Below are 21,706 nucleotides of genomic sequence, written 5' to 3'. Positions count from 1 at the left end.
GGGGTGTGCGCAGTCATGTCGGATACCGCCTTCGGGTCGTCAGGGCCTGCCGCCGTTGACCACCTGGAGGTGGCCGTTGAGGGCAGTGGTCAGGTCGGAGGCGAGCGCGAGGACGCAACCCGCCACCTCGTCGGCGCTGGTGGGCACCACTCCGGGGCCGAGCGGCCCGGTGTGGGGGTGGGCGGGATCCTGTACGGGGCCGGGGGCGACGCAGTTGACCCGTACGCCGTCGGCTGCCAGGTCGTGGGCCAGCGCCAGGGTAAGGCCGGCGACCCCTGCCTTCGCGGCGCAGAGGTGTGGGGCCGCGGGCCGGCCACGCACCCCGGCGAGTGACGACAGCAGCACCACCCTGCCGTTGCCGGCTGCGGCGAGCAGCGGCAGCACCGCCGTCACCAGGGCGAAGGCGCCGACGACGTCGATGTCGAGCAGGTCGCGGAACTCCTGGACGGTCAGCTGTGCGGCGGGCCTGGGCTCTCCGTCGTAGCCGGTGGTGCAGTTGACCAGGACGTCGAGCCGGTCCACACCCGCCGCGACGAGTTCCGCGCGCAGTCGGGCGGGGCCGTCGTCGTCTGTGAGGTCGGCCGTCACCGCATGTGTGGTGACACCGTGATCGGCGGCCGTACGGGCGGCGAGGGCGGCCGCCGACCCACCGCGGCCGTGCACCACCACCTCCGCGCCGGCCGCCGCGAACCGGCGCACCACCGCGCCGCCGACGCGTCCGGTTGCGCCGGCCACCAGTACTCGGGCGCCGGCCATCCCCCCTGGGTCAGCCGCGCGCAACGTGGGACACCACCGTGTGCAGCTCGGGCTCGGCCTTGGCCACCGCGGCCAGGTCGCGGATGTGCTCCTGGAAACCTTCGGACTGGATGACCTGGAGGTGGGCGGCGGCGTCCTCCCAACGGGCGATGTTGGTGTAGATGTTCGGATTGGACAGCGAGCGGACGAGTGTGTGGTCGATGAAGCCGGGCCGGCCGCGCATGTACACGGAGCTGGCTTCGAAGACCTTCTCGAACTCCTCGGGGGCGGCGGTAAGGATGAACTTGTTGACCAGGATCACCATCGTGGAACCTCCATCGAGTCCTGCGTGGAATGAGGCGCGCAACTCACGGCGGGGGATCTTGCCGTTCGGTGAGCGAGGGATCTGTCCGACGACCTCATGGGTGTGGACACGCTTGTAGTAGGGCAACCGCTCGTTGAGCCTGGCCACCGCCCGGTCGGCCTCGTCGGCGTCGATGCCGCTGTTGGAGTCAGCGCCGGCGTCGCCTGCGAGCACCAGCACGGCATGGGCGACGGCGCCCGATACGGGGTGCGGCCGGTCGAGTACGACGCTGTCGGCCACGGCAGGGTCCTCGGCCAGGGCGTTCTCGATCTCGGAGGGCGAGACCAGCCAGTTGTCGCACTTGAAGACGTCCTTGAGGCGGTCGGTGAGGAACAGCCGTCCGTCCTCGTCGGTCCGGCCCACGTCTCCGGTGGACAGCCATCCGTCGGCGTCGACCACGGAAGTGATCCCCTGGTCGAGGTAGCCGAGCATGACCTGCGGGCCGCGTACCTGGATCTCACCGGACTCCCCGGTGGGCAGCACGCGCCCGTCGTCGAGGGAGACCACCCGGTGCCCGGTGCCTTCGACCGGCGCGCCGACCGAACCCGGGCGAGGGTCGCCCGGCCGGTCGAAGTGGGTCAGCGGGGACGTCTCGGCCAGACCGTAGCCCTGGACCACGGGGAGACCGAAGTGATCGCCGAGAGCCGTCGCGACCGCCGGTGCCAGTGCGGAGCCGCCGGAGGCGATCATGTGCGCCGCCGGCAGCGTGAGTTCTGACAGCCGGGGGTACGCGGCCAGTTGCGTGAGGCGCGCGGGGAGCGAGTAGAAGTGCGTGACGCCGCGCCGGCGAGCCTCCTCGACCGCCTCTGCCGGGTCGGGTCCGGGGACGAGGACCTGGGCCGCCCCGGCGGCGATCGCCGCGTTCATGTGCATGGGGTGGTAGCTGGGGAAGTGCACCAGACTCACCGAATCGGGGCCCAGGCCGTGCGCCCGTGCGGTCTGCACGGCGTTGACCGTGACATTGCGGTGGCTCAGGACCACGGCCTTCGGCATTCCGGTGGTTCCGCTGGTGAAGTGCAGCGCCGCCGGATCATCGGGCTGGGCCGGGTGCTCGGGTGGTTCCACGTTCCCGGCGCCGTCGAGCAGTTCGACGAAGTGCGGGCCTTCCCGGTCCGTCGACTCCGCTCCCTGGCCGAGTACGACGACCAGCTCCAGTTCCGGCAGTCCCTTCAGGACGCGGCGCAGTCGGCGGTACTGCGCCGGGCCGACGAAGGCTGCTCTGGCGCCTGATGTGCCCAGTACGTACTGGAGTTGCTGTTCCCGGAGGAGTGGGACGACTGGCAGCGCGAGGTTCCCACTGCGCAAGGCGCCGTGGTAGGCGACCACCACGTCGGGGTGAAGTTCCGCACCGATGGCCACCACCGCGCCCGCCGCGCCGAATCGGGTGTGGAGTACCGCCGCGCAGCGGTCGACCGCCCCGTCGAGATCCGCGTACCGCAGCTTCGTACTACCGACGATCAGGGCCGGGCGATCGGCCCCCGTACGGGAGCTCGCGCGCAGCAGCAGGTCGGCGCGAGTGGGGAGGCCGGTCAGGACATCAGACACCGGACGCCCCTTCGACGAACGCCTTGGCCCGGTTCAAGGTGGCCGCGCTGTTGCGGCTCAAGGCATCCCGGACGAGCGCACGGGCCTGCGCCGGGGTGGCGTCCTCGCCCAGGACCTTGCTGATGGCATCCGTCTCGATGACCACGGTGTGTTCAGAGGTGGCTGTCACTCCGTGCTCGTCCTCGACCAGCAGCCAGACTCCGGTGTGCACGCGCAGCAGTGCCGGCGTCAGGAGCTGTTTGTAGCGAATGCGATCGGGCGCGGTGCAGATGCGGACGGAGCGGGTGGTGTGCGAGGAGCCGTCGGCGGTGCGGGTGTCCATTTCCAGGATCTGCAGGCCCGGTACGTCCTCGGTGAGGGCGACCCGGGCCACATGCGGCAGACGCTCCGGCCAGTGCTCGGCCCGGTCGAGGAAGGCGTACACCTGGACGAGGGTGCCTTCGATGTGGACGGTGTCGCGGAAGGTGAAGCCAAGCCTGCCGTCGGCTCCGTCCGCGCCCTCGGCGCCGTCCGCGCCCTCGGCGCCGTTCCGGCCGGCGGCCGCGGCCAGGGCCGCGAGTTCGGCGCGGCTGTTGGTGTCCACGGCCTCCTCCAGCCAGGCCAGGGTCTCGGCGTCATCCCCGACGGCGGCGTAGTCGTGGGTGAGCACGACCTCGGTGCCGCCGTCGGAGTCCGGGCGTACGATCCACTCGCCGCCCATGGCGGCGATCGGCGCGGCCGGCCGCTCCTGGCCGAACGTGATGCTGAGCCGGGACGGGTCGACCTCGCGGCGGGAAGTCCAGCAACGCACGGCGCCGTTGGCAGTGGCCCACAGGCGCAGCCGCTCCGTCCCGCCCTCCGCCGGCGCACGCTCCAGGTACTCGGCGTGCACGGTGGGCGGGAAGATCAGCGGCCACCGCTCGACATCGGCGACCAGGGCGAAGACGGCCTCCGCGTCGGCGTCGACGGTCACGGTGTGCTCGACGTGCACACGGGTGGGTTCGTCCGCCGGCTGCCCTGCGGCCGGCCGGGTGTGGCCCTCGGTCGGCTCGCGCGAGCCGCTGGACGGGACGGATGGAGGGGTTGGCTGCACGCTCTGGGACACGTTCTGCACCTTCCGGTCGAGGGTCCGGCTCACGCGCCGGGGCGGGACGGGGTGGGGTGACGGGGCGGTCAGTAGTTACCCAGGCCGCCACAGACGTTGAGGGCCTGCGCGGTGACGGCATCGGCGGCCGGCGTGGTGAGGTAGGCGACCATGGCGGCGACCTCCTCCGGCGTCGTGTAGCGGCCGAGCGGAATCTTGGCCTCGAACCGTTCGCGTACCTGCTCCTCGTCCGTGCCCCAGGCCTCGGCGTAGGCGCGCCGTACCCGCCCCGCCATCGGGGTCTCCACATAGCCGGGGCAGACCGCGTTGACGGTTGTGCCCGACTTGGCGAGTTCCAGCCCGAGCGCCTTGGTCAGGCCGACCACGCCGTGCTTGGAGGCGGAGTAGGGAGCGGCGAGTACAACACCCTGTTTGCCGCCGGTGGAAGCGATGTTGACGACGCGTCCGCGCGGGCGTCCCAGCATCCCGCCGGCCGACAGCACCTCCCGGGTCACCAGGAAGACGCTGTTGAGGTTGGTGTCGATCACGTCGTACCACAGCTCGTCGGGCAGGTCGGCCGTGCTGCCACCGCCGTTACGCCCGGCGTTGTTGACCAGTACGTCGACAGGGCCGAAGGTCTCCACCGCGGTGGCCACCAGCGCCGCGACCTCCACGCGGAAACGTACGTCGCAGGTGGTGCCATCGGCCTCCCAGCCCTGGTCGCGGAGTTCCTTGACGGTGGCGGCCACCGAGTCTGCCGACCGGGCGCACAGAAACACCCGCATTCCCTGGGCGGCCAGTTCACGGGCGACGGCCAGCCCGATCCCGCTGGTGGCACCCGTGATCAGGGCAGTACGCCGGGTTGCCGGGGCGGTGGTGTCCGTGAGGGTCATCTCGCTCCTCTTCGGTGCCGCCGAGCGGCATCGTCTGTGGGAGGGCCGGTGCTCCGGCCGTTCGCCGGACCGGGTTCCCGCGGTCACCGAGACTGCGGCTCCGCACTGGAGAGCCGCTCGAACGCTGCTGGAGCGGGACGCCGGCGCCATGGATCCGTTCTTGAGCGCACCTTGACCGGTCGCTCCTACGGTGGCCTCCGTTCCTGCCCGTGACGTCCAGTGAAGTCCCGTGAAGTGAAGCCCAGCGAAGTCCCGATGGAGGAGTGGCCGTGGAAATGCCCGCCGTGGAAATGTCTGCCGACCAGCCGATGAGGGTGGCAGCAACTCAGGAGGTCGTCGACTACGTGGTCGCCGCCGGGATCGCGCCGCTCCCGGCCCAGAACGACCTGGTGGAGCGGACCGAGAAGGAGACCGGCGACCGGGCCGGCATGCGCATCGCGCCTGAACAGGGCGCGCTGATCACCCTGTTGGCGAAGATGGCCAGCGCCCGTCGTGCGATCGAGGTGGGCACCTTCACCGGGTACTCGTCCCTGTCGATCGCCAGGGCGCTTCCCGCGGATGGGCACCTGCTCTGCTGCGACATCAGCGAGGAGTGGACGCGGATCGCTCGTGACGCCTGGGATTCGGCGGCGCTGAGCGACCGGATCGAGCTGCGCATCGCGCCCGCTCTTGAGACTCTGCGCGCCCTGCCCCGTGAGGAGACAGTCGACTTCTCCTTCGTGGACGCCGACAAGACCGGTTACGCCGCCTACTACGAGGAGTTGATCGTCCGTACCCGGCCCGGCGGTCTGATCGTCTTCGACAACGTCCTCTACGGCGGCCGGGTCCTCGGCGACGACGCGAAGACCGGGAACGCCGCGGCGCTGCGCGAGTTCAACCCGGCGCTGGCCGCCGATCCGCGGGTCGACGTGGTCATGCTGCCGATCGCCGACGGTCTTACGGTCGCCCGCAAGATCTGACGCTTCGATCCAAGGCGGCCACCCCCAGCCGCACCGTTGGACAGTCCGGCTCATCAAGGAGTGGCATGTCAGGCAGAAACGGGCTATCGCGCCGCAGATTCCTCACCGGCGTCGCGGCGGGCGCGGCAATCGGAGCACTACCCTCGCGGTCCGCTTTCGCGGCGGAGCCCGTGAAGGCGCTGATCATCGGCAGCGGATACGCCGGAAGCGTCGCCGCGCTGCGGCTGGCACAGGCCGGCGTGGACTCGGTCGTTCTCGAACGGGGCAGGCGGTGGCCGATCGCCGCGCAGGGCGGCACCTTCGCCACGCCGGCTGCGCCCGACGGACGGGCTTCGTGGCTGAACTCCTGGAGCCCGTTCGTCCCTCAGCAACTCGACGTCTACCCCGGTGTACTGGAGGCCTTTCGGACAAACAGCGTCATCGCCCTGGCCGGCGCGGGCGTCGGCGGCGGATCGTTGGTGAACAACGCGGTGATGCTCAAGCCCTCCCAGGAGGCATTCAACCGGGCATTCGGCACCCACGTCGACTTCGATGAGATGAGCGAGCGCTGGTACACGCGGGCCCGTGCGCTCATCGGCCCGGCGCCGATGCCGGACGACGTGTACGCGTCCTCGTACTACACGGCGGCGCGTTCGTTCACTGCGGAGACGACGGCAGCCGGCCTGTCGCCGTACCGGGCGGACATGGCTGTGGACTGGCAGGCCGTACGGGAGGAGGCGGCCGGCAACCGGGAGCCGTCACTGATCATCGCGCGCTCGATCTGGGGCGCCAACAGCGGGGCCAAGCACAGTGTCGACCGCACCATACTCGCCGCCGCCGAGGCGACCGGCCGGGTCGCGGTGGAGACACTCACCCGGGTGGTGGACGTGGTGCCGTCCGGCGGGCGCTACCTGGTGGGGTGCGAGCGGATCGACGAGAGCGGGACCGTGGTGGCCCGGCCGGAGTTCTCGGCGGAGCACGTCTTCTTCGCCGCGGGCTCGCTCGGCACCAGCCGTCTGCTGGTACGGGCCCGGGCGCGCGGCAGTCTGCCCGCGCTGCGGGCCTCGGTCGGCCGGGGCTGGGGCACCAACAGCGACCGCCAGACGGTCCGGGTGGGCATGCCCTGGAACAACCCCACCCAGGGCGGCCCTTCCGGCATCGTGGCCCAGGATCTCGACAATCCGTACGAGCCGGTCACCATGATCAACTTTCCGTGGCCGGTACCGACCCCGGACGGGACCGGCGCACTGGCCGCGCTCGCCATGACCACCTGTGCGGCCGAGGGCTGCTTCACTTACGACGCCGCCACCGATGGGGTGTCGCTGACCTGGCCCGCCACCAGCGCATCGGCCACGCGCGCCACTCAGGCGGTGACCGCCACCGTCGACCGGATCAACGCGGCCAATCCCGGCACCTCCACCCTGCGGGTGAACGCCGACACCGCGTCGCACACCCTCGGCGGTGTGGTGCTGGGCAAGGCCTGTGCGCTCGACGGCCGGCTGTACGGCTACGACAACCTCTATGTGATCGACAGCTCGCTCATCCCCGGGACGATGGCAGCGGTGCCGCCGGCCCTGACAGTCACCGCGCTCGCCGACCGATGTGTCAGCAAGGCGCTGACGCGAATCCTGGCCTGAGGCCGGCACCGGGCCCCGCCCGGCCTCCCCGCCGTTCGCCGCCCGGGCGGCGAACGGCGGGTGGGAGTCGGTGCGCGCCTGCTCATCCGGTGCCGCGACGTTCTCTCGGCGTGTCTCGGTGTCTCTCAACGTCTTTCGGTCTCTCGGCACCCCCTGGCAGCGTCGCTGGTGGAGCGTTCCGCGGAATTTGTTACCCGCGCGGAAACTCGCCGAGAGTGTCGCTCCTTTTGCGATTCCTTTGAATACTGGTTCGAATCGATCGCGCCACTGCGGGGTACTGTCCAGGCCAGGTGGCGAGACAGGGGGGGTAATGGAGATCACGGCCGGAATAATGGGAATGCTCGAATTATCGCTTGGGGATTATAATTGCGTACCCAGCGCACCCAAGCCGAAAAAAATTCTGGCGCTTCTGCTCATTCATTTCAATCAGATCGTCCCGGTGTCCGCTCTGGTGGAGGAACTCTGGGGATACGATCCGCCAGCCAGCGCCCGCACCACGCTCCAGACCTACATTCTGACGCTGAGAAAACTGCTGCACGGGTCCGACCCGGCTTCGGGTGCCGCATACCTGGTAACCGTGGGACCGGGATACATGCTGCGCATCCCGCAACAGAATTACGACCTCTACCGGTTCGGCAAACTGACGGACGAGGGCCGGCAGGCCATCGGCCGGGGTGCCGACGCCGAAGGGGCCGCGCTGCTGCGTGAGGCGCTCGCCCTGTACCGCGGGCCGGTGCTGGCCGACGTCGACACGGGGCCGCTCATCTCCGCCCATGTGACCCGGTTGGACGAATTGCGACTGGGCACTCTTGAGCTCTGCATCGACGCCGAGCTGCGACTGGGCAAGCATCAGGCGCTGGTCGGCGAGCTGACCACACTGGTCGCCCATCACCGCTTTCACGAAAACCTCCACGCCCAGTACATGCGAGCGCTGTGGCGGTCCGGCCGCCGCTTCTGCGCGCTGGAGGTGTACCAGCGGCTGCGGAGGGCCCTCGCGGACGAGTTGGGCATGGAACCTGCCTGGTTTCTCCAACAGTTGCAGCAGGCGATCCTCTCTCCCGGCGCCCCGCACGATCTCCCGGCCGTCGGCATCGCCTCGGGCCGCGCCGCCGGCTGATCGGCTCGACCGTCCGCCTTCGGGCCGGCCCCGGGACGGGGCCGGCCCGAAGTGGTGCCGGTCTCAGAACAGGTCGTCCCTCGTCACCTGACGCTCCCGCACCAGCCAGCCGGTCTTCTCACGGACCAGTACGTCCTCGCAGACGGTGCTGCGATGTACGGTCGGCATGCCGCCCCGGGCAGTGGCGATCACCAGGGCGTAACAGCGGGCCGCGACGCTTCCGTCGGGGCGGGGCGTGACGGTCAGCATGCCGAGCCAGTGCCGATGAGTGATTCCCTGCTCGGTGAGGGCGGCACGGGCACGGGCGCTGCTGGCGGCGAGAGCGGGCCGGCCCGTCGCCTTGTCGTGACCGCCGTGGAGGGCGAAGACTCCGTCCACGGTGAAGGTGTTCGCCCATTCCTCCGTCCGGCCGTCGTCCAGCGTCTGCATCTGGCGCGCGTAGAAGTGCGACACCTCGCTGTAGAGCCGGTCCTCGGCGACCGGCTCCGTGATGGTCTGTGACACCGTGTTCTCCTTCGCACCGTCGGGCCTCCGATCGTGCGCGCGGAACCTGGAATGCGGCTGGAGCTGTGCTTGAGCCGATGCCTGCCGAATGGCGCCCGCTGCCCGGGATCGGGGTCAGAAGGCGACGGGCCCGTCCTCGCGGCCGTCTCCCTGGGCCGCGTCGTACAGCCGCAACAGCAACGACACCAGTTGCTCCCGCTCCTCGGCGGAGAACGGGGCGAGGAGTTCGTCCTCCAGCCTGCGCAGCTCCGCGTCGACCTTGGGCCAGATGTCGCGCCCGAGCGGGGTCAGCCAGATGCGGCTTCTGCGGGCGTCCTGCACGTCCGGCGTGCGACGCACCATGCCGGCGGCCTCCATGCGCTTGATCGCCTGAGTAGCCGTCGGTCCCTCCACCCGTACCCGGCGGGCCAGTTCGCCGACTGTGCTGCCGTCCGACTCCCATAGGCATTTGAGAAAGAACTGCTGGCCGGCGTGGAGGCCGAAGTCGCCCAGGCGGCGTTCCGCCCGGATGCGCGCGGCACGGCCCACCAGGGAGAAGAGGGTGCTGAAATCCTGGAGGGAGACGGCATCCATGACGGGGTCCCTCGGGTCGCGGGCAGAGATACGACGGCTCCTGGCCGACGGCGCTGCGGACCAGCCAAGGCGGATCAGCCGCGCGGACAGGATACGCCGCCCTCCCCGCCGCCCGCCCGGCCTCGGCTCCACTGGTTCCCTAGCGTCCCTCCAGCGGCGGCGTAAATCATCTCGAATGTCACTGGAGGAATACACCGGAGACTCCCGACAGAAACAGTCGAGAACGGGAAAGAGTCGATTCGATGGACAGCGGAACACCTCTACAGAAAGTGGACATCGCTGTGTGTGAATTTGCAAATCGCAGCGCATCCGAAAGTGCACCTCCAGCCGTAATGCCGACGGCCAAAGGTGCATCGACCTTTCCCCTGGTGCGAACAACCGGCGGATTTCGGTGACGCGCCGGGTAGCTGTCACCGGCCTCGGCGTCATAGCCCCCGGTGGTAACGGAACAAAGGAATTCTGGGCGCTTCTCACCTCGGGCCGGACGGCCACTGGACCCCTCACCCTGTTCGATGCCTCGGCCTACCGGTCCCGCATAGCGGCAGAGTGCTCGTTCGATCCGCTCGCCGCCGGGTTCACGCCACGCGAGGTACGCCGCATGGATCGTGCGGCCCAGTTCGCGGTGGCGTGTACCCGGGAAGCGCTGGCGGACGCCGGGCTGGCGCTGGCGGCGCCGCTCGACCCCGAGCGGACCGGGGTGTCCGTCGGGAGCGCCGTGGGCTGCACCATGGGTCTGGAGCAGGAGTACTCCGTGGTCAGCGACTCCGGCCGCGAATGGCTCGTCGACCACCGGCATGCCGTACCGCACCTGGAGGACTACCTGGTGCCGAGCACCCTGGCCCGCGAAGTGGCCTGGGCAGCGGGCGGGGAGGGGCCGGCGGCGGTGATCTCCGCCGGGTGCACCTCCGGACTCGACGCCGTCGGGCACGCTTGCGAGCTGATTCGTGAGGGCACAACCGACGTGATGCTGACCGGCGGGACCGACGCGCCGATCTCACCCATCACGGTGGCGTCCTTCGACGCGATCAAGGCGACCTCGGCACGCAACGACGACCCCGCCACCGCGTCACGTCCCTTCGACCTGACCCGCGACGGATTCGTCCTCGGCGAGGGTGCGGCCATGCTCGTACTGGAGGAGTGGGAGCACGCCCGGGCCCGGGGCGCCCACGTGTACGCGGAGATCGGTGGGCACGCTTCGCGCAGCAACGCCTTCCACATGACCGGCCTGCGCCCGGACGGCCGCGAAATGGCTGAGGCGATCCGGCAGGCGCTGGACGAGGCACGGCTCGATCCGACGGCGGTCGACTACGTCAACGCTCACGGATCGGGAACCCGGCAGAACGATCGGCACGAGACGGCCGCGTTCCTGCGGGCCCTGGGCGAGCACGCACGCACCGTCCCGGTCAGTTCCATCAAATCGATGATCGGCCACTCGCTCGGCGCGATCGGGGCAATCGAGATCGCGGCCTGCGCCCTCGCGCTTGAGTACGGCGTCGTCCCACCCACAGCCAACCTGCGCGAGAGCGACCCCGAATGCCCCTTGGACTACGTACCGCTGACTGCGCGGGAGCAGCGGCTCGACACCGTACTCACGGTGGGCAGTGGTTTCGGCGGCTTCCAGAGCGCGATGGTTCTCAAGCGCCCGAGAGGGGTACTGAAATGATCACAGCCTCCCCCTCCAGCATGGGCGGCGCCCTTGCAGCCGCTCCGCCTCCTTCTACCCACGAACCGGCGGTCGTGACCGGCCTGGAGGTTCTGGCCGCCAACGGCTCCGGGAAGCGGGAGTTCTGGGAGCGCACGCTCGCCGGGCGGAGCGGCATCGCGCCGATCAGCCGGTTCGACGCCTCCTCCTACCCGAGCCGAACGGCTGGCGAGATCACTGGCTTCGACCCGGCGGCCCATGTACCCGGCCGACTTGTGCCACAGACGGACCGCGTCACCCAGCTCGCCCTGGCCGCGGCCGCCGGAGTCCTGGCCGACGCCGGCATCGACCCCACGGTCCTGCCGGACTACGGCATTGGCGTGGTGACCGCCAACGCGGCCGGCGGCTTCGAGTTCGGCCAGCGTGAGCTTCAGAACCTGTGGTCCATGGGCCCCCGGTACGTCAGCGCGTACCAGTCCTTCGCCTGGTTCTACGCGGTCAACACCGGTCAGATCTCGATCCGGTACGGTCTTCGCGGGCCAAGCGGCGTGCTTGTCAGCGGGCAGGCGGGCGGGCTCGACGCCGCCGGACACGCTCGTCGGTTGCTGCGCAAGGGCACCCCAGCCGTACTCACCGGCGCGATGGAGTCGGCGCTCTGCCCGTGGGGCCTGGTCGCGGAGCTGGCCGGAGGCCGACTGAGCACCGACGACCGTCCGGAGGTCGCGTACCGGCCTTTCGCCGAGGACGCGTGCGGGCACGTCATCGGCGAGGGAGGCGCCTTGCTGATGCTTGAGGGCGCGGCCTCGGCCCGAGCGCGCGGAGCGACCCACGTACTTGGCGAACTGGCGGGCTACGCAGCCACCTTCGACCCGCCCCCGGGCTCCGACCGCCCGTCGGGACTGGCCCGTGCCATCCGCGCCGCACTGGCCGACGCCGGGACGGAGCCCGGCGGCATAGGCGCCGTCTTCGCCGACGCGGCCGCCGTGCCGGAGCTGGACACCTCGGAGGCGGCAGCCATCGCTGAGGTTTTCGGCCCGTACGGCGTGCCGGTCACCGCGCCCAAGTCGTTCACCGGCAGGCCCGGCGCCGGCGCCTCCGCACTCGACCTGGCCACCGCGCTGCTCTCGGTCAGGGACGGCGTCATCCCGCCGACCGCGGATGTGGGCCGGGTGCCCGACGCGTACCGCCTCGATCTCGTGACGGGCGGTCCGCGTCCGCTCGGGACCGGTGAGGTCCTGGTACTGGCGCGAGGGCGAGGCGGTTTCAACACGGCGGTCGTGGTCCGCGCTGTTTCCTGACCGACCGCACACCCCCCCCCGTTCCTCACCCGGCTCCTGCCCCGACTCCCACCCCGACGAACCGAAAGGCGACCGACCATGTCTGAATTCACCATTGAGGACCTCAGGCGCATCATGCGCGAGTGTGCGGGCGAGGACGAGTCCATGACGCTCGAAGGCGACATCCTCGACTACCCGTTCGAGGAGCTCGGCTATGACTCGCTCGCCCTGTTGGAGACCGCGACGCGTATCGAGCGGGAACGGAACGTGACCGTCCCCGAGGATCAACTCAGCGGCGCGAAGACACCCCGGCTGCTGCTCGACGCGGTCAACTCGGCCCGCTGAACGGCGGAGCGGCCTGCCGCTCGGCCCCGGCCACGCTCCGACCCAGGTGAGGAAACATGACCGACAGACCTCTCGTACTCGTGACCGGTGCCACCGGAGCCCAAGGTGGTTCTGTGGCTCGCGCCCTGCTGACCAGCGGCCGGTACGCGGTGCGCGCCATCACCCGCGACCCGGCGTCCGGTCCGGCGCGGGAGCTCGCCACGCTCGGCGCCGAGGTGGTCGCCTGTGACCTGACCGATGCCGGGCAGGCAAGGCGGGCAGCGAAGGGTGTTCGCGCGGGGTTCCTGGTGACCGACTTCTGGTCGCTGCGCGACGACGAGTACCGGGTGGCAAGGACGGCCGCAGAGGCCGTACTGACCGCCGGTGCCGAGACGCTGGTGCACAGCAGCCTTCCAGAAGCGCGCCGCCGCAGCGGCGGCGCCCTGTCGCTGCCACATCACGACGGCAAGGCCCGGCTGGAAGAGGACCTTCGCGGTCGTGGGGCCCCCGTCGTCACGGTCCATCTGTCCACGTACTACGAGAATTGGCCGGCCCGGCGGCTACGCCGGCAGTCGGACGGGTCACTCTGCTTCAGCCTTCCCCACGGTGACACTCCGTTGCCCGCCGTCTGTGTCGCCGACCTCGGCGGAGTGGTCACGGCACTGCTGGACGCCGGTGCGAAGGTGCACGGCGAAGTGGTCAAGGTCGTGGGTGACCTGCTGCCGCCCGCCGAGTACGCCGCCCTGCTCACCAAGGCTCTCGGTGTTCCGGTGACCTACCAGGACGTGCCGTACGAAAAGTTCCGGCAACTTCCCCTTCCCAACGCAGCGGCCATAGCCGACATGCTGGAGTTCACCCGCCGCCACCCTGATGTGGCCCCCACCGATGTGGACCGCGCCCGGACTCTTCATCCAGGCATGCGGACCTTCGGCGAGTGGCTGGAGACGGAACGGGGATCGTTCGCCTCGCTGCTGTGAGCGGTGATCACCGGGCAACACGCAGAAGACTTCGTCGGCCGACGCGGAGAACCAGACAGGAAGAGTCACAGGACACGGCGAGGGGTCGGCGCCGTCCAAGCGGCCCTCGGCGGCACGCTCGCCTGGCCCTGGTCGTCAGCGCACAGGGCGAGGCCTGCCCCGTCGGTACTGGCCGTGGCTCAATCGCTCAAGCGCCGCACATCGTCATGTCGGGGTGGCTCACACGGCGACGACACGCACCCTGTTGCCGCACAGCTTGGTCATGTCGTCGACATCCGATGTCAGCATGACAACCGGACGCTGCTGCCGCAGCGCTGCCTCGGCCACAGCCGCATCGATGGCGTACTCGTGACCGTGCAGCCCAGCCCCTGTCAATAGTGCCGAGGCCGCCTTCGCCTCCTCATCCCCCACCGGCACGGCGCGCAGGCCGGAGAGCACCCAGCCCAGCCGCGCCTTGTTCGTACGGGAATGCACGGATTCGATGATGGTGAGCGCACTGATCACCACCTCCATGCCGCGGGACCGCGCCTCCGCGACAAGGGACACCGCGGTCTCGTCATCGCTGAGCAGCTTGGAGAGCCCCTCGCTGTCCAGGACCAGCGTTCCCTCGTGGCTCAGCTCGCGGCGGGCCACTGGTCGTCCTCAGCGAACACCTCGTCGAGCACCTGACGCGCCTGCTGCCGCGCCTGATCGGAGATCGATCCCTTACGGCTCTCATAGTCGGCCAAGTACTCGTCCAGCACCTGGCCGCGCAACTCCCTCTCGACGGACGCGGCAATGAACGCGGAGAACTCACGCTTGCCAACCCGGGCGCGGATCGCCTCAGCGGTCCCCTCGGGCAGAGAGAGGCTGACCCGCGTCGCCGGCCCCTCACCAATGCCGTACGTCGACTCGGACATATCCGCACTGTATCAAACGAGTAGGAAACCTGGCTCGCAGCGCTCGCCCTCCCGCATCCCGGAAGGCCCAGGGGATCCACGGGGGAGACAGGCAGACCTCAGCCCCTGTCAACTCAGGGGCCGCGAGTCGGTTGATGGGCACATCATGCCCACCAATGGGCACCAAAAATACCCCCTGAAACCGCGTCTCCGCAGGTCAGAGGGCATTTAACAGTGGAGCCTAGGAGATTCGAACTCCTGACATCTGCCTTGCAAAGGCAGCGCTCTACCAACTGAGCTAAGGCCCCGGGCCACAACGAACGAAGGCAACGCCCAGCACGTCCGCGCCAGGGCTACCGTCGTGGACCAGCGTACCGGGTGACCCCCGTAATCCTGCAAAAGGATAGGGACTCCCGGTGGACGAGCACGCTCCGTAAGATGCTCGCAAGGTTCGCAGCAGCGAAGCCGCAGCGATGGGGAGACGCCATGGACGCAGCGCAACAAGAGGCGACGGCAAGAGCCAGAGAGCTTCAACGCAGTTGGTACGGAGAGCCGTTGGGGGCGCTCTTCCGTCGGCTGATCGATGATCTCGGCCTGAATCAGGCCCGGCTGGCCGCTGCTCTCGGGCTGTCCGCCCCGATGCTCTCCCAGCTGATGAGCGGCCAGCGGGCCAAGATCGGGAACCCCGCGGTGGTCCAGCGCGTCCAGGCCCTCCAGGAGCTGGCGAGCCAGGTGGCCGACGGCAGCGTCAGCGCGGGCGAGGCCACCGACCGCATGGAGGAGATCAAGAAGTCGCAGGGCGGGTCGGTCCTGACCGCCACCGGCCAGACCGGCTCCACCGGCGGTGCTCCCACCGTCCGCCGTGTGGTGCGCGAGATCCAGTCCCTGCTGCGGTCGGTCGCGGCGGCCGGCGACATCATCGATGCCTCGGACGCCCTCGCCCCGACCCACCCGGAGCTGGCAGAGTTCCTCAAGGTGTACGGAGCGGGGCGCACCGCGGACGCGGTCGCGCACTACGAGGGGCACCAGAGCTAGCGGGTCCGGAACACGACGGACGAGGGACGACGGAGCCAGGGCACGCGCGCACCGTGCAGCGCCCTGGTGCCGGCCGGACACGGGGGCCGGACACGGGCCGCGGCGGACGCCGCGGCCCCACAGGAACGGGGAGCGGGCGCAGCACAATGGGTGAGGTCTTCGCTGGTCGGTACGAGCTGATCGATCCGATCGGACGAGGTGGGGTCGGCGCCGTCTGGCGTGCCTGGGACCACCGACGCCGCAGGTACGTCGCGGCCAAGGTGCTCCAGCAGAGCGACGCGCACACGCTGCTGCGCTTCGTCCGCGAGCAGGCCCTGCGCATCGAGCACCCGCATGTGCTGGCCCCGGCCAGCTGGGCCGCCGACGACGACAAGGTCCTGTTCACCATGGATCTGGTGAGCGGCGGCTCGCTCGCCCATGTCATAGGCGACTACGGCCCGTTGCCCCCGCGCTTCGTCTGCCTGCTGCTGGACCAGCTGCTCTCCGGCCTCTCCACGGTGCACGCCGAGGGGGTGGTGCACCGCGACATCAAGCCGGCCAACATCCTGATGGAGGCGACCGGAACAGGCCGTCCGCATCTGCGCCTCTCCGACTTCGGCATCTCGATGCGCAAGGGCGAACCCCGGCTGACCGAGACCAACTACGTGGTCGGTACGCCCGGTTACTTCGCCCCCGAGCAGATGATGGGCGCCGAACCCGATCTCCCCGCGGACCTCTTCGCGGTCGGCCTGGTCGCGCTCTACCTCCTCCAGGGCCAGAAGCCCGACTCCCAGGCACTGGTCGAGCGCTTCGCCGCGCACGGCACCCCGAGCGCACCCAACGGAATTCCCGAGCCGCTGTGGCAGGTTCTCGCCGGTCTGCTCCAGCCGGACCCGCACGCCCGGTTCCGGACCTCGACGGGCGCGCGCAAGGCCCTGACCGCGGCGGTCGAGATGCTGCCCGACCCCGGCCCGGACGACGAGCCGGTGGAGGTGTTCGACCAGATCGGGCCGCTGCCGGCGGGATTCGGTCCCGACGGGCCCGTCACCGCCCCCCAGCCGACCGCGGACCCCGCGCCGCCCGGCCCCGCGGCCGCGGCGGCGCAGCAGGCCGTTCCGCAGCAGGCCGTTCCGCAGCCGTCCGGTCAGCAGTCCTACGCACCGCCCCCCGCCTCGATGTCGGAGACGGGCAGCTTCCACCTCGCACCCCCGTCCGAAGGCTCACCGCCACAGCAACAGCCGTACGCGCAGCCGGGGTTGCAGCAGAAGAAGCCGATCGCAGCGTTCACAGCGGACGCACCGCCCCCGTACGCCGTCGGCACGCCGGGCCCCTCCCCGGCGCCGGCCTCCGGCGTTCCGCACGATCCCGCTTCCACCCGCGCCTACACCGACCAGCAGCACCCGTCGGTGCGGCACGCCGCGCCCCACGCCCCCGTACGGCGAACGCGTCCGGGACCGCCCCCGAAGGTGGCGGTCCCGGTACTGGTGGTGGCGCTGATCTGCTTCGCGGTCGGGATCTGGGCCCTGACCCAGGTCTGACGGCCCGGGTCCGACGGCCCCGGCCGACGGCAACCGCCGACACGGCGGGCCCGGCGAGGGGAGCGCCGCCGGGCCGACTACCAGCCCTGCGGCGGCTGGTGGCCCTCACCGGCCGGGTGACCGGCGGCCGGGCCGCCCGCCGTCGCCCGTCGGCGGGCCAGCAGCGTCCAGACGCCCAGCCCGAGCACCAGCACGGACCCCGTGCCGATCCCGGCCGCGGCGACCACGGTCATAGGACCGCTCCGCGCGGCCTCGCGGGCGTTCTTCCCCTTCCGGGCCACTTCCCGGTCCTGGTCGGTGACGCCGAAGACCCCGGCGTCCCCCTCGTACGGGGACTCCTCGGCCTTGTTCTTCACCTGGACCGCCAGCTCGAACGGAATCGGCTCGTCGCCGTAGGACTCCTTGAGCTGCGGGCTGAGAGACACCGACAGGTAGTACCAGCCCGCGAAGCGCATGGCGCTGACCTGGTTCGAGGAGTCGAACCGGTTGCGGTAGGCCACCGGCGGCAGCGGCCTCAGCGACGCGGACGCGGGCCCTCCGGAGTACGAGAGCATGGCGTCGGAGACATGTCCCTGGGCCGGGTTGTCCAGTGACAGGGTGAGCGCGCTGCCCACGAAGTCCTTCTTGGCGCTCGTGCTGTTGGAGAGCCCGGCGGTGGCGTGGATCTGCTGGCCCCAGTCCACCGGCACCCGGTAGAAGCGGGTCTGCCCCGGGGCGACGGTGTCCTGCCAGCGGCCGTTCGCCAGGCTGGTGGCCTCGGAGTACCCGGCCCCGCCGGACCGCTTCTGCTGCTTCCCGGTCAGCGGCTTCGCCGAGGCCGAGGGCCAGCTGTCGGGCCCGTCGGTCGGCAGGGACGCCCCGCTCTTCGCCTGCGGCTCCCGCAGGAAGCGCAGCTCCAGGTCCCAGGCTCCGGTATCGGCCGCCGACTTGCTCTCGCGCTCGACGAGGACGTCGTACGGACCGCTCTCCTGACAGGTGGTGCTGCCTTCCTCGACGGTCCGGGAGGCGTACGCGGCGATGGGACGGGCGTACTTGCCCGCGCCGAAGTTCGCCCGCTCCGAGCCGCACCGGGTGTCGTCGGTCTCCCGGAGGCTGACGGTGATGCCGTCGCCGTAGGCGACCGTGTCGCTGTCACCGGGCACCGCGACCGCCGAGACATAGGCGGCGGAGACATCGTCCAGCACGACCCGGTAGTAGAGCTTCTCGCCCGGCCTGATCGTGCTGCGGTACGGGACGCCCTCGTCGAGTTCGGACGCCTCGACGTTCGCCGTCGCCCCCTGCACGTTCTTCGCGACGGGGTCGAACGCGTACGCCCCGGGGCCGGCCGCGTGCGCCTGCCCCGGCAGGACCGCCGCCGCGCACATCACCGCGAGTACCGCGGCCGCCGCCCGGCCCCTGTTGCGCTGCCTCTTCACGCGCTTCCCCTCGTCGTCCTCACGCGCCGTCGCCCCGTCGACCGCCCGGCCGCGATACCGGTCCATCCTGCCCCGCCCGCACCGCTGCTGTCTCCGGCCCCAGCCGGATTGTCCCGCTTGCCGGCGCCGCCGACGCCGAGTTCCCTGACGGGTATTCACGTAAGCAAGCTATTTGTTCGCACAAGTGAAGTCGCGGGGGTTCCGGACAGCACGAAGCCCCGGCCGCTCAGCGACCGGGGCCCGTAACAGACTGTGCCGTCTCACACACCCGGGCCTGCGGGCACGGAGTCGGTCGCCTCCGTCCACAGATCCTGCTCGGCGCGATCCGCCTGGATCTGGCGGTACACGAGGAGCCCGCCGATGGCGGCCAGTGCGACCAGGAGAAGCTTCTTCACCGCGCGACCTCGTCTTTCCTTGGCGTAAGGGCCTTCTGCCGCCGACTATACACACCGGCCGATACCGATCGGTGACCTGCCCGCACCCCCGGAACAGCCCCTCCAGGGCGTCCCGAACGGCCTCCCGGCACCCCCTTCCGACCGCCCGCGAGGGCCTGTCCACTCCGGTTGCACCATACGAGTGGTGTTAATCCGAAGATCGGCGCAGAGCGGGCGTCGCTCCCCGGAAACGCGGCCCGGATCCACATGATCGGAGAAGTCAGCAGCCGGACCGTCCGAAAGCGAGGGGCCATGAGCACCTTCCAGCCCAAGAACATCTGGACCGCCTTCATCACCGCCTTCTTCGCCCTCCTGGCGTCGCTGGGCCTCGCCACCGCCACGGCGAGCGCCACGAACGCCACGAACGCCGCGCGGCCGAGCGCCACGCCCCAGGAGCACACGGGCGCCACCGCGGCAACTCCGCTCGCGCCCTCGGTCCGATGGACCCTTCCGCGTGACCGGGCCCTCCCACCCACGATGAAGCAGCGCATCCGCGCCGAGGCCCACGGCTCCTCCCCGGCCACCCGCCACCTGTCGCTCGACCCCGCAGAGACCGCCCGCACCACCGGCCCGGCCGGCTCCCACCCCACAGCCCCGGAAGGCGACTCCCCGGCGCCACCCCCGTGATCCCGGCCGCCACCGCGCCCCGGGGCCCCTGGTCCGGTTCACACCGGCCGGGGGCCTTTTCCGTGTGCCCCGGGCCTCTTCGCACGAGGACTGGACCTCCGACGAGCGGTCGGCGGTGCGCCGGACGACCATGGAAGGGTCCGGTGCACCGCCGAAAGGACCGTTCGATGAGCTCTCGTGCCACCACCTTCGCGGCCTTCGGCACCGCCGTCGCGCTCCTCACGGTCACAGCCTGCTCCTCGGCCTCCACCGGTACGGCTTCGAGCCCCGGCAGCACGGTCCCGGCGGCGGCGACCAGCAGCCCGGACGACGGCGCACCGCCGGGCGCGGAGGTCCTGGGCAGGCCCCGGACCGGAGAGCCGTTCAGGCTGACCCTCGGCTCCACGGCCGAGCAACGGCCCGACGAGTTCGAGATCACCGTCGAGAAGGTCACGTGCGGCGAATCGCTGGACCCGGAGGTCCTCGCGCACGCGGCCGACTCGGTGGGCGAACCGACGGCGAACCCGACGCCCGAGGACGGGAAGCAGTTCTGTGTGCTCAGCATGGAGGTGCTGAACGTCGGCAAGAGCGAGGCCGTCTGGAGCCTCGACGAAACGGTCACCCTCAACGTCGACGACACCGCGTACAGCCAGAGCCAGTCCGACGCCGTCTACGCGAGGGAGTACGCCGACTACTGGAGCGAAAAGGGCGAGACGGGACCGTCGTACGGTCTCAACCCCGGAAGCAAGGGCCCCGAGCACGGCGTCTTCCAGATCCCGGCCGCCGACGAGCCCACCACCCTCTGGTTCGCGTCCAGCAGGTTGCTGGAGACCTTCGACGGTCCAGAGCCCGGCTACCTCGTCCAGCTGAATCCCGCACGCTGATCGCGCCCCCGCAACGCGAAGACCCCCGGTCACTGGTGACCGGGGGTCTTCGCTCCGGGGGCCGACGGAATGTGAACGCCGTAGGTGGATCCCGATCCACGGGTACGTCACGCTTCCGGGTCACCGCGCCGGGCGCCGCGGGCGGCCGAGCAGTTCAGCCCTGCTGCAGTGCGGCGAGCCCCTTCCGCAGGTCTTCGCTGTTCATCACCGGCTGGATCTCGATCTGCCCTCCATCCGGGGCTGCCCAACGCCCACGGTCCCCCGCGACCCCTACAGATCGCGGGTGTCGCGAGGACCGTTGGAACCCAAGCCGGCCGGGGGCTCCATGGTCGGCCTCCCGCGCCGGAGGCGGAGCCCGCCCATCCGGCGCGGGCCGTGCTCCGCCGCACCTCCGGATCCGCTGAACGCCTGATGCCGGCCGCACATGGCGAAGGCCCCCCACCGCTACCGGTGAGGGGCCTTCGTGCTGGTGGGGCTAACAGGATTTGAACCTGTGGCCTCATCCTTATCAGGTCGGTCGCCGACTCGATCTGCCACCGGGCGGTACCCAATTTCTCAGGCTAGACCGCTATTCGGCGTTCGCTGCTGGCCGCTCCTGATCGCAGGTGTTGGTGTCAGCCGCTGATGTCGCCCGGCCCTCGCGAACTTGACAGCCCCTTGTTCATCGGCTCGTTCATCTTGCGCAGCGTCCGCTCCAGCGCCAGCGACGGCTCGTTCATCTTGCGCAGCGTCCGCTCCAGCGCCAGCGACGGCTCGTTCATCTTGCGCAGCGTCCGCTCCAGCGCCAGCGACGGCTCGTTCATCTTGCGGAGCATCCGCTCCAGCGCCAGCGACGGCTCGTTCATCTTGCGCAGCGTCCGCTCCAGCGCCAGCGACAGTTGAGCGAGCGCAGGAGGGACCACATCGTCGCCTACCTCTGACATCGGCGCAGTACCGACCGAGCGCCGGGGGGCTTCCTCTTTAAGCTGCTGCTGTTGGCTAGCAGAGTGAGAACTGACCTGAGCCAACGCGACGCAGTACGGAAGGTCGGGAGTGGCCCTCGCGAGAGCGCGAGCCTTCTGCTGTGCAGTCGTTCGCCTATTCTTCGGCATAACTTGCTCCATGTCGAGCAGGGCCTATGCCACCTGCCGATTAGCAAATCTCGCCGGGCAGGAACGTCATCACGGGTCTCGAAAAACCTTGACCGTCGGCGCAGACTTCGCGGCATAGGCGCATGTCAACAGCGGCTCGGGCGTACGTGGCTTGCCCTATCGGGCATAGTACGCCAGCTGCAACTTGACCGCCACCAAGCTCCATGAACCCACCACTCACCCCAGCTCCCATCCCGTCCGCCTTCGACCCACACTCC

The 21,706-nt window shown here is 70.2% G+C and carries 22 protein-coding genes and 1 tRNA gene; 11 read left to right on the top strand and 12 right to left on the bottom strand.

Annotation, left to right across the window (positions count from 1 at the left end; translation table 11 throughout):
• Window positions 1-39 precede the first annotated feature (39 nt).
• From B9S58_RS19430 to B9S58_RS19415, 4 genes are all read right to left on the bottom strand, one after another.
• A complete protein-coding gene (locus B9S58_RS19430) occupies window positions 40-756 on the bottom strand; it encodes an SDR family NAD(P)-dependent oxidoreductase (protein ID WP_103533386.1) in 717 nt (238 codons plus the stop codon).
• A gap of 10 nt (window positions 757-766) precedes the next feature.
• Window positions 767-2,644 (bottom strand): AMP-binding protein, encoded by a 1,878-nt coding sequence (locus B9S58_RS19425; protein ID WP_103533385.1) that lies wholly within the window; start codon window positions 2,642-2,644, stop codon window positions 767-769.
• A complete protein-coding gene (locus B9S58_RS19420) occupies window positions 2,637-3,728 on the bottom strand; it encodes an aromatase/cyclase (protein ID WP_374935690.1) in 1,092 nt (363 codons plus the stop codon). The genes B9S58_RS19425 and B9S58_RS19420 overlap by 8 nt, the downstream gene beginning before the upstream one ends.
• 68 nt (window positions 3,729-3,796) lie before the next feature.
• Window positions 3,797-4,600, bottom strand: coding sequence for an SDR family NAD(P)-dependent oxidoreductase (locus B9S58_RS19415; RefSeq protein ID WP_103533384.1), 804 nt, complete (start codon window positions 4,598-4,600; stop codon window positions 3,797-3,799).
• Window positions 4,601-4,875: 275 nt separating this feature from the next.
• On the opposite strand from B9S58_RS19415, the gene B9S58_RS19410 reads away from it, so the two are divergent.
• From B9S58_RS19410 to B9S58_RS19400, 3 genes are all read left to right on the top strand, one after another.
• Window positions 4,876-5,559 (top strand): O-methyltransferase, encoded by a 684-nt coding sequence (locus B9S58_RS19410; protein ID WP_258044705.1) that lies wholly within the window; start codon window positions 4,876-4,878, stop codon window positions 5,557-5,559.
• A gap of 65 nt (window positions 5,560-5,624) precedes the next feature.
• The gene (locus B9S58_RS19405; RefSeq protein ID WP_103533383.1) at window positions 5,625-7,175 is read left to right on the top strand and encodes a GMC family oxidoreductase N-terminal domain-containing protein; all 1,551 of its coding nucleotides are present in this window, start codon (window positions 5,625-5,627) and stop codon (window positions 7,173-7,175) included.
• Window positions 7,176-7,485: 310 nt separating this feature from the next.
• Window positions 7,486-8,292 carry an AfsR/SARP family transcriptional regulator gene (locus tag B9S58_RS19400; RefSeq protein ID WP_103533382.1) on the top strand — a complete coding sequence of 269 codons (807 nt, stop codon included), beginning with the start codon at window positions 7,486-7,488 and terminating at the stop codon, window positions 8,290-8,292.
• A 63-nt stretch (window positions 8,293-8,355) separates the two neighbouring features.
• On the opposite strand, the gene B9S58_RS19395 is transcribed toward B9S58_RS19400, so the two are convergent.
• Together B9S58_RS19395 and B9S58_RS19390 are read right to left on the bottom strand one after the other, a co-directional pair.
• The gene (locus tag B9S58_RS19395) at window positions 8,356-8,796 is read right to left on the bottom strand and encodes a nuclear transport factor 2 family protein (protein WP_308457912.1); all 441 of its coding nucleotides are present in this window, start codon (window positions 8,794-8,796) and stop codon (window positions 8,356-8,358) included.
• A gap of 114 nt (window positions 8,797-8,910) precedes the next feature.
• Window positions 8,911-9,369, bottom strand: coding sequence for a MarR family winged helix-turn-helix transcriptional regulator (locus B9S58_RS19390; protein WP_103533381.1), 459 nt, complete (start codon window positions 9,367-9,369; stop codon window positions 8,911-8,913).
• A 352-nt stretch (window positions 9,370-9,721) separates the two neighbouring features.
• On the opposite strand from B9S58_RS19390, the gene B9S58_RS19385 reads away from it, so the two are divergent.
• The 4 genes from B9S58_RS19385 to B9S58_RS19370 all read left to right on the top strand — a co-directional run bounded on the left by B9S58_RS19385 (window position 9,722) and on the right by B9S58_RS19370 (window position 13,589).
• On the top strand, window positions 9,722-11,032 hold the full coding sequence (locus B9S58_RS19385; RefSeq protein ID WP_374935691.1) for a beta-ketoacyl-[acyl-carrier-protein] synthase family protein: 1,311 nt from the start codon (window positions 9,722-9,724) through the stop codon (window positions 11,030-11,032).
• Between the two features lie 20 nt (window positions 11,033-11,052).
• On the top strand, window positions 11,053-12,309 hold the full coding sequence (locus B9S58_RS19380) for a ketosynthase chain-length factor (protein ID WP_103533379.1): 1,257 nt from the start codon (window positions 11,053-11,055) through the stop codon (window positions 12,307-12,309).
• A 78-nt stretch (window positions 12,310-12,387) separates the two neighbouring features.
• Entirely contained in the window at window positions 12,388-12,633 is a 246-nt protein-coding gene (locus B9S58_RS19375; protein WP_103533378.1) for an acyl carrier protein, read from the top strand.
• A 56-nt stretch (window positions 12,634-12,689) separates the two neighbouring features.
• A complete protein-coding gene (locus B9S58_RS19370) occupies window positions 12,690-13,589 on the top strand; it encodes an NmrA/HSCARG family protein (protein ID WP_103533377.1) in 900 nt (299 codons plus the stop codon).
• Between the two features lie 219 nt (window positions 13,590-13,808).
• Here the strand turns inward: B9S58_RS19370 and B9S58_RS19365 are convergent, their stop codons facing one another.
• From B9S58_RS19365 to B9S58_RS19355, 3 genes are all read right to left on the bottom strand, one after another.
• Window positions 13,809-14,222 (bottom strand): DNA-binding protein, encoded by a 414-nt coding sequence (locus B9S58_RS19365; protein WP_103533376.1) that lies wholly within the window; start codon window positions 14,220-14,222, stop codon window positions 13,809-13,811.
• Entirely contained in the window at window positions 14,204-14,488 is a 285-nt protein-coding gene (locus B9S58_RS19360; RefSeq protein WP_103533375.1) for a hypothetical protein, read from the bottom strand. Before B9S58_RS19360 ends, B9S58_RS19365 begins: the two co-directional genes overlap by 19 nt.
• A 214-nt stretch (window positions 14,489-14,702) precedes the next feature.
• A tRNA-Ala gene (locus tag B9S58_RS19355) sits at window positions 14,703-14,775 on the bottom strand.
• A 178-nt stretch (window positions 14,776-14,953) separates the two neighbouring features.
• On the opposite strand from B9S58_RS19355, the gene B9S58_RS19350 reads away from it, so the two are divergent.
• Together B9S58_RS19350 and B9S58_RS19345 are read left to right on the top strand one after the other, a co-directional pair.
• Entirely contained in the window at window positions 14,954-15,502 is a 549-nt protein-coding gene (locus B9S58_RS19350; protein WP_103533374.1) for a helix-turn-helix transcriptional regulator, read from the top strand.
• A gap of 146 nt (window positions 15,503-15,648) precedes the next feature.
• Window positions 15,649-17,019: a serine/threonine-protein kinase gene (locus B9S58_RS19345; RefSeq protein WP_103533373.1), complete on the top strand. Its 1,371-nt coding sequence runs from the start codon at window positions 15,649-15,651 to the stop codon at window positions 17,017-17,019.
• 77 nt (window positions 17,020-17,096) lie between these two features.
• Here B9S58_RS19345 and B9S58_RS19340 read toward each other — a convergent pair whose 3' ends face one another.
• Window positions 17,097-18,434 carry a hypothetical protein gene (locus tag B9S58_RS19340; RefSeq protein WP_103533387.1) on the bottom strand — a complete coding sequence of 446 codons (1,338 nt, stop codon included), beginning with the start codon at window positions 18,432-18,434 and terminating at the stop codon, window positions 17,097-17,099.
• Window positions 18,435-18,694: 260 nt separating this feature from the next.
• A complete protein-coding gene (locus tag B9S58_RS38475; RefSeq protein WP_219818897.1) occupies window positions 18,695-18,829 on the bottom strand; it encodes a DLW-39 family protein in 135 nt (44 codons plus the stop codon).
• Between the two features lie 291 nt (window positions 18,830-19,120).
• On the opposite strand from B9S58_RS38475, the gene B9S58_RS19330 reads away from it, so the two are divergent.
• Both B9S58_RS19330 and B9S58_RS19325 read left to right on the top strand, forming a co-directional pair.
• Window positions 19,121-19,495 (top strand): DUF6344 domain-containing protein, encoded by a 375-nt coding sequence (locus tag B9S58_RS19330; protein WP_103533372.1) that lies wholly within the window; start codon window positions 19,121-19,123, stop codon window positions 19,493-19,495.
• 167 nt (window positions 19,496-19,662) lie between these two features.
• Window positions 19,663-20,358 (top strand): hypothetical protein, encoded by a 696-nt coding sequence (locus tag B9S58_RS19325; protein WP_103533371.1) that lies wholly within the window; start codon window positions 19,663-19,665, stop codon window positions 20,356-20,358.
• Between the two features lie 614 nt (window positions 20,359-20,972).
• Here B9S58_RS19325 and B9S58_RS19315 read toward each other — a convergent pair.
• Window positions 20,973-21,281 (bottom strand): hypothetical protein, encoded by a 309-nt coding sequence (locus tag B9S58_RS19315; RefSeq protein ID WP_103533369.1) that lies wholly within the window; start codon window positions 21,279-21,281, stop codon window positions 20,973-20,975.
• Window positions 21,282-21,706 lie beyond the last annotated feature (425 nt).

Origin of the sequence: Streptomyces sp. SM11 (assembly GCF_002910905.1) — a bacterium.
GTDB lineage: Bacteria > Actinomycetota > Actinomycetes > Streptomycetales > Streptomycetaceae > Streptomyces.
Note: the sequence above shows the minus strand (reverse complement) of the source record. Positions and strands in the feature narration are given on the sequence as shown.

Bases quoted from the DNA above. Each gene is read 5' to 3' on its own strand.
- B9S58_RS19350 (WP_103533374.1), top strand. From the start codon at position 14,954: ATGGACGCAGCGCAACAAGAGGCGACGGCAAGAGCCAGAGAGCTTCAA.
- B9S58_RS19380 (WP_103533379.1), top strand. From the start codon at position 11,053: ATGGGCGGCGCCCTTGCAGCCGCTCCGCCTCCTTCTACCCACGAACCG.
- B9S58_RS19415 (WP_103533384.1), bottom strand. From the start codon at position 4,600: ATGACCCTCACGGACACCACCGCCCCGGCAACCCGGCGTACTGCCCTG.
- B9S58_RS19375 (WP_103533378.1), top strand. From the start codon at position 12,388: ATGTCTGAATTCACCATTGAGGACCTCAGGCGCATCATGCGCGAGTGT.
- B9S58_RS19330 (WP_103533372.1), top strand. From the start codon at position 19,121: ATGAGCACCTTCCAGCCCAAGAACATCTGGACCGCCTTCATCACCGCC.
- B9S58_RS19360 (WP_103533375.1), bottom strand. From the start codon at position 14,488: ATGTCCGAGTCGACGTACGGCATTGGTGAGGGGCCGGCGACGCGGGTC.
- B9S58_RS19370 (WP_103533377.1), top strand. From the start codon at position 12,690: ATGACCGACAGACCTCTCGTACTCGTGACCGGTGCCACCGGAGCCCAA.
- B9S58_RS19315 (WP_103533369.1), bottom strand. From the start codon at position 21,281: ATGTCAGAGGTAGGCGACGATGTGGTCCCTCCTGCGCTCGCTCAACTG.
- B9S58_RS19345 (WP_103533373.1), top strand. From the start codon at position 15,649: ATGGGTGAGGTCTTCGCTGGTCGGTACGAGCTGATCGATCCGATCGGA.
- B9S58_RS19410 (WP_258044705.1), top strand. From the start codon at position 4,876: ATGCCCGCCGTGGAAATGTCTGCCGACCAGCCGATGAGGGTGGCAGCA.
- B9S58_RS19405 (WP_103533383.1), top strand. From the start codon at position 5,625: ATGTCAGGCAGAAACGGGCTATCGCGCCGCAGATTCCTCACCGGCGTC.
- B9S58_RS19325 (WP_103533371.1), top strand. From the start codon at position 19,663: ATGAGCTCTCGTGCCACCACCTTCGCGGCCTTCGGCACCGCCGTCGCG.
- B9S58_RS19400 (WP_103533382.1), top strand. From the start codon at position 7,486: ATGGAGATCACGGCCGGAATAATGGGAATGCTCGAATTATCGCTTGGG.
- B9S58_RS19390 (WP_103533381.1), bottom strand. From the start codon at position 9,369: ATGGATGCCGTCTCCCTCCAGGATTTCAGCACCCTCTTCTCCCTGGTG.
- B9S58_RS19430 (WP_103533386.1), bottom strand. From the start codon at position 756: ATGGCCGGCGCCCGAGTACTGGTGGCCGGCGCAACCGGACGCGTCGGC.